Origin of the sequence: Stenotrophomonas sp. SMYL8, from assembly GCF_036320065.1 — a bacterium.
GTDB lineage: Bacteria > Pseudomonadota > Gammaproteobacteria > Xanthomonadales > Xanthomonadaceae > Stenotrophomonas > Stenotrophomonas maltophilia_A.
This window is the reverse complement of record NZ_JAWIRR010000014.1, coordinates 35,097-43,003: the sequence shown is the minus strand read 5'-3', so window position 1 is coordinate 43,003 and position 7,907 is coordinate 35,097. Positions and strand designations below refer to the sequence as shown.

Sequence of the window (7,907 nt, the reverse complement as noted above, 5' to 3'; positions counted from 1 at the left end):
CACACGGTAGTGCCGGCCGCTGGCCGGCAACCGCAACATCCATGGAGGTGCCGGCCAGCGGCCGGCACTACCAGCCGCCGCCCAGCGCGCGGTAAAGCTCCACCCGCGCGATCGCGGCCGTGGCCTGGCTGTTGGCCAGCGCAGCCTGGTTGTCCAGCGCGATGCGCTGGGTGGTCAGCACATCCAGCATGTCGACCACGCCAGCCTGGTACTGCCGGCGCGCCGCGCCCAGTGCGCTCTCGCTCTCGTCCACCGCCACATGCAGCTGCACCGTGCGCTGCTGCTCGGCGGCATAGCCATCGATGGCGTCGTCCACTTCATGCCAGGCCTGCAGCACGGTACGGCGGAACTGCAGCGCCGACTGTTGCTGCTGCAGCCTGCTCAGCGCAAGGTTGGCCTTCAGCCGCCCGCCCTGGAAGATCGGTACGCTGATGGACGGCCCGATGCTGAAGCGGTGCGCGTTCCAGCCATCCAGATCATCCAGCTGCTTGGCCTGGAACCCAGCGTCGCCATTCAAGGTGATGCGCGGCAGGAAACTGGCCTTGGCCACGCCGATGCCGGCCGTTGCCGCATGCAGTGCCGCTTCGGCACGACGGATGTCCGGGCGACGCTCGGCCAGTTCGCTGGGCAACCCCACCGCTACGGCCGGCAACGCCGGCCAGTCACGGCGTGCATCCTGCAGCTGCGCGTCCAGCGCCTGCGGCGGCTGCGCCAGCAGGAACGCCAGCGCATTGCGCAGCTGCGATTCACGATGCCGCAGCGGCGCGATGCGGGCCTGCAGCGATGCCACCTGCGCGGACGCGCTGGACACCTGCAGCGTGCTGGCCACGCCCTGTTGCTGGCGTGCCTCGGTCAGGCGCTTCATGTCGAGGGCGATGCTGAGGTTGTCCTCGGTGATCGCCAGCAGCTGCCGCGTCGCGCGCAGCTGCAGGTAATCACGCGCGGTTTCCGCCAGCAGCGCGATGCGCACCGCGTGTGCATCCTCCTCGGCGATCTGCACGCGTGCGTCGGCCGCTTCCACCTGGCGGCGCACACGCCCCCACAGGTCCAGTTCCCAGCTCAGGCCGATGCCGGCCTGGAACAGCCCGTAGTCATCACGGCCGCCGTTGCCGGACGGATCATTCAGGCCCACCTCGCTGTTGCGTGCACGCACGCCACTGGCGCTCGCGCTGACGCTGGGCAGGCGATCGGCGGCGGTGATGCCACGCGCGGCGCGGCTCTGCTGCACGCGGTTGGCGGCCAGCTGCAGGTCCAGGTTGGCCGCCAGCACCTGGCCGGCAAGCTGCCCCAGCAGTGGATCGTCGAAGCCGGCCCACCAGGCCGCGTCCTGGTCGATGGCGTTGCCGGCGACGGCCTCACTCTGCCAGTGGCTGGGCAGTTCCGCCTGGGGGCGTACGAAGTCCGGACCCATCGTGCAGGCAGCCAGGGCCGTGCACAGGCTGGCCGCAACGAAGGTGCGGAACACGGTGACTGCGCTCATGCACCCTCCCCGCTCTTGTGGCCGGGACTGTGCTGCACGCTCTGCGCGCGGGCGCGGCTGCCCAGGTCAACACTGGCTTCCACCGACATGCCGGCACGCAGCTGGTCCAGCAGTGGCTGGCCGGGTTCCAGCACGATCTTGACCGGAATGCGCTGCACCACCTTGGTGAAGTTGCCGGTGGCGTTTTCCGGTGCGACGGCGGCGAAGGTGACGCCGGTGGCCGGTGCGATGCTGTCGATGTGCCCGCGCAGCGGCTTGCCCGGGAACACGTCCACCTTCAGCTCGACCTGTTGGCCGGCCTGCATGCGGGTCATCTGCGTTTCCTGGAAGTTGGCGACCACGAAGGCGCGCTTCAGCGGTACCACCGCAGCCACCGGCGTACCCGGGGTCAGGTAGGCGCCCACGCGTACCGCACGGCGGCCGACCATGCCGTCGATCGGCGCGCGCAGCACGGTGTGCGACAGGTCCAGTTCGGCACGCGCCTGCGCCGCTTCTGCACGCTGTACCGCCGCCTGCGCGGCCTGCACGCCAGCGCTGAGGATGTCGGTGCGCTGGCGTGCGGTCGACAGCGCGGCCTGGCCCTGCTGCAGATGCGCACTGGCCACGGCCTGCTTCGACTGCGCCTGCTGTGCGTTCTGCACGGTGCCGGCGCCATCACGGGCCAGTTCGCGGTAACGCTGCTGGTCGGCGCTGGCCAGGGTCAGTTCGGAACGGCTGACATCGACGCTGGCCCTGGCCTGTTCGATCAGCGAGTCCTGCTGGGCCAGTGCGGCCTGCGCGTTGGCCAGCTGTGCACGGGCGTTGGCGAGGTCGGCACGGGCCGCCTGCAGGGCCACCTGGTAGTCGCGGTCGTCGATGCGGGCAAGCACGTCGCCCGCCTTCACCGACTGGTTGTCCTCTACTTCCACGGCACTGACGAAGCCGGGAATCTTCGGCGCAACCAGCGTGTAGTCGGCAACGACATAGGCATTGTTGGTGGTCTGGTGACCGCCGTCACGCAGCAGCAGCCAGGCACCGATGGCCAAGGCCAGCACGCCCAGGCCCAGGCCGGTATTGAGAGTGGTTCGATTGATCGTCATGAGGGGGTTCCTGCGAAAGGTTCAGGCCACGGCACGTGGCGGATGGATGCGGGTGGGCATCCAGGCAATGAGGGGAATGAAGGCCAGCGCCACCAGCGCGACCACCCAGTACAGGTCGGCCGAGGTCAGCGCCTGCACCTGCGCATGCAGGCGCGCGCCCAGCTGCGGGCCCTCGGCCAGCCACGGCTGCTCGCCAAGGCGGTCGACCAGCACGGTGGAATGGAAATGACGGCGGCCCTGGGCGACGGCATCCAGCACGCCGCTGGCGAGCACGGCAGCAAAGCCCTTGACCGTGTTGAACCACGCCGAGGCGAACGGACCGTCCTGCGGTGCCAGCCCGCCAGTGGCCAGCATCAGCAGCGGCAACACCGCCATCGGCTGGGCGAATACCTGCAGCAGCTGTACCCACAGGAAGTTGTCGCGGATCCAGGCCACATCCAGGTGCGAGCCCAGCCAGCAGGCCAGCGCCAGCATCGCCAGGCCGGTGGCCTGCACCCAGCGGCAATCCACTGCGCGGATGTTCAACAACGCCGCCACCAACGGCAGTGCGATCACCTGTGGCAGCGCCACCCACAGCAGCATCGGTGCGGTCTGCAATGGCCGGTAGCCCTGCACGCTGGCCAGGAATCCGGAGGGAATCGAGATCACCGCCAGCAGCACGAACAGCACGCCCAGCGTCACCAGCGAGTAGCTGAGGTTGCGGTTGGCCAGCAGCTGCAGCTTGAAGAACGGCAGCGGGTGGAACCATTCATTGATCATGAACAGCACCATCAGGCCGGCGCCGCCACCGATCATCAGGGTGATCATCGGCGAGTCGAACCAGTTCAGGCGCGGGCCCTGCACCAGGCCCAGCACCAGCAGCACCAGCGCCGGCAGGCCCAGCGCCAGGCCCACGCCATCGAACTGGGCAAAACGCTCCAGCCGCAGCGGGTCCTGCGGCAGGCCCCAGCTGACCATCGCCATGGCAGCCAGGCAGTACGGCACGATCTGCCAGAACGCCCAGTGCCAGCCCACCTGCTCGACCCAGAACGCGGCCAGCGGCGTGCCCATGCTCGGGCCGAAGGTAGCGGTCAACGCGTAGCCCGCCAGGCCATACAGCTTGATGCCGGGCGGCAGGAAGCGCAGTGCCACGCTCATCAGCAGCGGCGGCAGGGCACCACCACACAGCCCCTGCAGCGCGCGCAGCAGCAGGAACACCTGCAGGTTCGGGGCAAGCGGGCAGAGCACGCCCAGCACCATGAAGCCACCGATCATCGCCAGCGCGAAGCGGCGCAGCGAGAAGGTGGCGGCACACCACGGGGCGAAGGCCATCGCGCTGACCGACATCGCGCTGTAGAGGGCGACGATCCAGCTGCCGTCATCGACGCTGAAACCCATCGCACCGCGGATGTCGGCCAGGGCGACCTTGGTGATGTTCTCGTTGAAGCCCGACACCAGCACCGCCAGCAGCACGCCACACAGGCCGACCAGAACGCGGCGGTCGAGCCCGGGGGCGGCGGCAGGACGGGGCCCAGCAGCGGCCGGGACAGCGGCGGCCGGCGTACTCATCGCCGGGCACCGATCCGTGCAGTGCACGGCATGTTGGGGGTCATTGGAATGCGCTCAGTGAAACTCCGGGGAGCGCAGTCTAGGGAGCTGGTACCCTGCGAAAAATGGCGCAGCCCGCATCCCAGGCGTGCGTCACGCGCACGCATGAAAGTGTCAGCGCGGAGCCTCCCCTGCGCTTTCGCACATGGTCTTGATCGAGCGCCGCAGCCACTGGTGCGCAGCATCGTTGTCCAGCCGCGGGTGCCAGGCCTGGACGATGGCGGCGGTGCGCACCGGGATCGGCAGCGGGAACAGGCGCAGCGGCAGGCGCATGCTGACGATCCGCTCCAGCATCACGCTCGGCATCTGCGGCAGGATCAGGTCCGACTCGGCGGCAGCGAAGATCGCGCCGTGGAAGGTCGGGCTGATCAGCGCCACCCGCCGCTGCAGGCCCAGCGTGGCCAGGTCGTCATCGATCGGGCCACGCGGCAGCCCCCGCCGCGACACCGCGATGTGGTCGCAGGCAGCAAAACGCTCGGCGCTGATCTCCTCATCGAACAACGGATGATCTTCGCGCGCGGCGCCCATGAACGAGGTACTGAACAGGTTCTGCACCTTGGTATCGGGTGCATGCTTGCCGGCGGTGCTGATGTACAGGTCGATCCGGCCCTGCGCCATCGCATCGTCGTCGGTATCGCCCTCGGGCACGAAGCGCAGTACCGCGCGCGGCGCCTGCTGGCGGAACAGTTCACGCAGGCGTCCGCCGAATCCACCGATGAAGACATCATTGGCGCGGACATTGAAGGTGCGCTCCAGGGTGCGCAGGTCGATCTCGCGACCGGCGTTGAACACACGGTGGGCCTGCTCGATCACATCGCGGACCTGCTCACGCAGCTGCAGCGCGCGGGGCGTGGGGGCCAGACCGCGGCCGGCACGCACCAGCACCGGGTCGCCCAGCGCGGTGCGGATCCGGCCCAGGGTACGGCTCATCGCCGGCGCGCTCAGGTTCATCCGCCGCGCGGCGGCGGCCACGCTGCATTCGTCAATCAGCACGTCCAGTGCCAGCAACAGGTTCAGGTCCGGCAGGGGCATGACAGTCTCCAGTAAATCAGATGACTCTACGACACTTGTAACCACAGCGGATTGCGTTTTACGCATTCATTGACTGACGCGCACGGCATGGGTGCGCGCAGTGACATCGGCGACCATCCCCGGCCTGCCAAGGAGACATCCATGTTCAATACCCTGCTGGTCGCCCTGGACGGTGGCCCCCAGCACGCACGCGTGCTGGACCTGGCCGCAGCCATCGCCGGCCCCCACAGCCGCCTGCACCTGCTGTGCGTGCTCGACCCCGAATTCGCGCTGGCGGCCGATGCCAGCGAAGCCGACCGCATCGAGTACCCGGAAGCCGCCCGCCAGCGCTCGCGGGCCGAAGCGGTGCTGGCCGAAGCCCTGGCCGAGCTGCGCGAGCGCGGCGTCGACGCCATCGCGCAGATTCCCTCGGGTGACCCGGGCGAAGTGATCAGCGAGCAGGCCCGGCGCCTGAAGTGCGACCTGATCGTCATCGGCCATCGCCACCTGTCCCGCCTGGAACGCCTGTTCGAACCCTCGATCGGGCAATGGACCATCGACCACGCGCCCTGTCCCGTGCTGGTGGAAACCCGCGACCCACAACCCTAGCAACCATGGCCTCCCGTTCCCCGTTGTTTCCCACCCGCGTCAACTACCGCGCCTTCGGCCGCCAGTTCGGCCGCGGCGAACAGGCACTGCTGGCGGCGATACGCCAGCTGCACGATCCTGATCAACAGGCCGATGGACTCGCCCAGCTGAGCAGCCTCGGTATTGATCCCGAAGGCTGCGACGCGTTCGTCGGCCTGCTGCCGCTGCTGGCCACGCCCACCGCCCCGATCGACCTGCTGCCCGCTGGCTCACCGTTCATCGCGGCCAGCGAACTGGACCTGCTGGTCTGCCTGCTGCGCATCGCACAATGGCGGCATGCGCGGCCCCGCGAAGACGACACGCTGGCACCCTTGCGCCGGCAACTGGCACGCTGTGCGATGGCCGTGCAGGCGGCAAACCTGCCGTTGCGGCAGCGCTCGTTGTCACCGGTCGGGCTGAGGCTGCTCGATCCGACCGGCTGGTTGCGGCAGCGATAAGCCGTCGCGCCCCCCGTGTGATCGCATGCAGAGAGCTGCTCAGCAGTCCATCGTTCCGTGCGTGCTGCCCTCGTCATCCAGCACGTGCGCATGCAGGATCACCTGGTTGCGGCCAGCCCGCTTGGCGGCATACAGGCCGGCATCGGCGTCTGCCAGCAACTGATCGGCACTGGCCAGAGCCGGCGGATGCAGGTAACCCACGCCGACGCTGATGCTGACCGGGCCTTCCGGCAATGGCAGCGCTTCGACCGCTTCGCGCAGCCGCTCGGCCAGCGCCAGCACGCCCGACAACGGGCTTCCGGGCACGATGACGGCGAACTCTTCACCGCCATAACGCGCAACGCTGTCACCACCGCGACCGGCTATGGCCTTCAGCACCCCGGCCACCGCCTGCAGGCAACGATCACCGGCCGGATGGCCGTGCTGGTCGTTGAAGGCCTTGAAGTGGTCGATATCCACCAGCAGCAGGCCCAGCTCGGTGCCGCTGCGCCGTGCGCGATTCCACTCGGACGTCAGCCGTGCGTCGAACTCGCGGCGGTTGGCCACGCCGGTCAGGCCATCCTGCCGCGCCAGTTGATCCAGTGCTGCCTGGCGTTCCAGAAGATCGGTCTGCAGCAGGACGCTGCGCAGGCCGAAGCCAAGGGTGGCTACGACGAAGCCGGCAACGGCCAACGGCCGCGCATGATCGACCACCAGCGTGCCGACCACCAGCAGCAGCAATGGCAGGATGATCGGACCGGCGGCCTGCACCGTCCTCGCCAGCCGCGGGTGTGCCGTGGTGCCTGTGTCCGGCCTCGTGTCCAGCGCCAGGCAGGCGATCAGCAGAAAAGGTACGTCGATCAGCAGATCGTTGAACGCACCGAATGCATCATCGGAGGTGTAGTGGTTGATGTAGTAGGCCACCAGCAGATAGGCCAGTGCGTACAGCGCCAGTGCGCGGAAGAACCTGCGCCGTTCGGGCACGTCGCCGGCCAGCCATCGCACCACGGCGAACGCGGCGATACACAGGTTCTGGATGTCGAACATGCGCTGCATGTTGGACATCGCATGGGCGTCGACCTCGACACGGGCGGCGAACGATGCGGTGTGCACGAAGAACAGCACACCCAGCAGCGCCGCCATCGCCGCGTCGATCAGGCTGATGCTCAGACGCTCGCGGCGTGCCCGCGCCAGGATGAACACCAGGGGCACGCCATACAGCACGTAAAGGAACAGGCTTGCGCGCGGGGTGAAATCAGCACGCCCGGCGCCCAAGGCGTCGATCATGTTGAACGCCATGCCGCCGGCCCACAGCAGCAGTGCCAATGCCGTGGCGCGCCACCCCAGTGCCGCGCGGTCGCGGCGGGCCCGCCACAGGCAGGCGGCCGCCGCCAGCAACGGGGCGCCGGTCAGGAAAACGAAGGAGCCGACCCCGGCGGGGCCAGGCCACAGGGCCACGACCAGGCCGTGGCACAGCACATACAGCAGCGCCAGCACTACCGGCTGCATCCCCCGATCCGCAAGGCCGTATGGACGCACGATAGCCCCGCCCGCGCCACGGCCACGTGATCCAATACGGCAATACGACACGTCGCGTGCCCCCCCCATGGGAGTGGCGGGGGGGGGGGGGGGCCCCCCGGGGGGGGGGCGGGGGGGGGGGGGGGGGGCGCGGGGCGGGGCGCCCGG

7 protein-coding genes are annotated in these 7,907 nt (G+C 69.0%); 2 read left to right on the top strand and 5 right to left on the bottom strand.

The window, feature by feature from the left end:
* Positions 1-67: 67 nt before the first annotated feature.
* From V3B25_RS12815 to V3B25_RS12800, 4 genes are all read right to left on the bottom strand, one after another.
* Positions 68-1,480 (bottom strand): efflux transporter outer membrane subunit, encoded by a 1,413-nt coding sequence (locus V3B25_RS12815; RefSeq protein ID WP_049421820.1) that lies wholly within the window; start codon positions 1,478-1,480, stop codon positions 68-70.
* Positions 1,477-2,559, bottom strand: coding sequence for an HlyD family secretion protein (locus V3B25_RS12810; RefSeq protein ID WP_006384446.1), 1,083 nt, complete (start codon positions 2,557-2,559; stop codon positions 1,477-1,479). The genes V3B25_RS12815 and V3B25_RS12810 overlap by 4 nt, the downstream gene beginning before the upstream one ends.
* Before the next feature lie 21 nt (positions 2,560-2,580).
* The gene (locus V3B25_RS12805) at positions 2,581-4,107 is read right to left on the bottom strand and encodes an MFS transporter (protein ID WP_329810802.1); all 1,527 of its coding nucleotides are present in this window, start codon (positions 4,105-4,107) and stop codon (positions 2,581-2,583) included.
* Positions 4,108-4,260: 153 nt separating this feature from the next.
* Positions 4,261-5,178: a LysR family transcriptional regulator gene (locus V3B25_RS12800; protein WP_032129879.1), complete on the bottom strand. Its 918-nt coding sequence runs from the start codon at positions 5,176-5,178 to the stop codon at positions 4,261-4,263.
* A gap of 141 nt (positions 5,179-5,319) precedes the next feature.
* On the opposite strand from V3B25_RS12800, the gene V3B25_RS12795 reads away from it, so the two are divergent.
* Positions 5,320-5,766, top strand: coding sequence for a universal stress protein (locus V3B25_RS12795; protein WP_032129880.1), 447 nt, complete (start codon positions 5,320-5,322; stop codon positions 5,764-5,766).
* A 5-nt stretch (positions 5,767-5,771) separates the two neighbouring features.
* Positions 5,772-6,242, top strand: coding sequence for a hypothetical protein (locus V3B25_RS12790; protein WP_201117301.1), 471 nt, complete (start codon positions 5,772-5,774; stop codon positions 6,240-6,242).
* A 39-nt stretch (positions 6,243-6,281) separates the two neighbouring features.
* On the opposite strand, the gene V3B25_RS12785 is transcribed toward V3B25_RS12790, so the two are convergent.
* The gene (locus tag V3B25_RS12785; RefSeq protein ID WP_329810801.1) at positions 6,282-7,730 is read right to left on the bottom strand and encodes a GGDEF domain-containing protein; all 1,449 of its coding nucleotides are present in this window, start codon (positions 7,728-7,730) and stop codon (positions 6,282-6,284) included.
* Between the last annotated feature and the right edge of the window lie 177 nt (positions 7,731-7,907).

What these genes read in the sequence shown, in the direction of transcription:
- V3B25_RS12815 (WP_049421820.1), bottom strand. Translation starts at nt 1,480, where the DNA reads ATGAGCGCAGTCACCGTGTTCCGCACCTTCGTTGCGGCCAGCCTGTGC.
- V3B25_RS12810 (WP_006384446.1), bottom strand. Translation starts at nt 2,559, where the DNA reads ATGACGATCAATCGAACCACTCTCAATACCGGCCTGGGCCTGGGCGTG.
- V3B25_RS12805 (WP_329810802.1), bottom strand. Translation starts at nt 4,107, where the DNA reads ATGAGTACGCCGGCCGCCGCTGTCCCGGCCGCTGCTGGGCCCCGTCCT.
- V3B25_RS12800 (WP_032129879.1), bottom strand. Translation starts at nt 5,178, where the DNA reads ATGCCCCTGCCGGACCTGAACCTGTTGCTGGCACTGGACGTGCTGATT.
- V3B25_RS12795 (WP_032129880.1), top strand. Translation starts at nt 5,320, where the DNA reads ATGTTCAATACCCTGCTGGTCGCCCTGGACGGTGGCCCCCAGCACGCA.
- V3B25_RS12790 (WP_201117301.1), top strand. Translation starts at nt 5,772, where the DNA reads ATGGCCTCCCGTTCCCCGTTGTTTCCCACCCGCGTCAACTACCGCGCC.
- V3B25_RS12785 (WP_329810801.1), bottom strand. Translation starts at nt 7,730, where the DNA reads ATGCAGCCGGTAGTGCTGGCGCTGCTGTATGTGCTGTGCCACGGCCTG.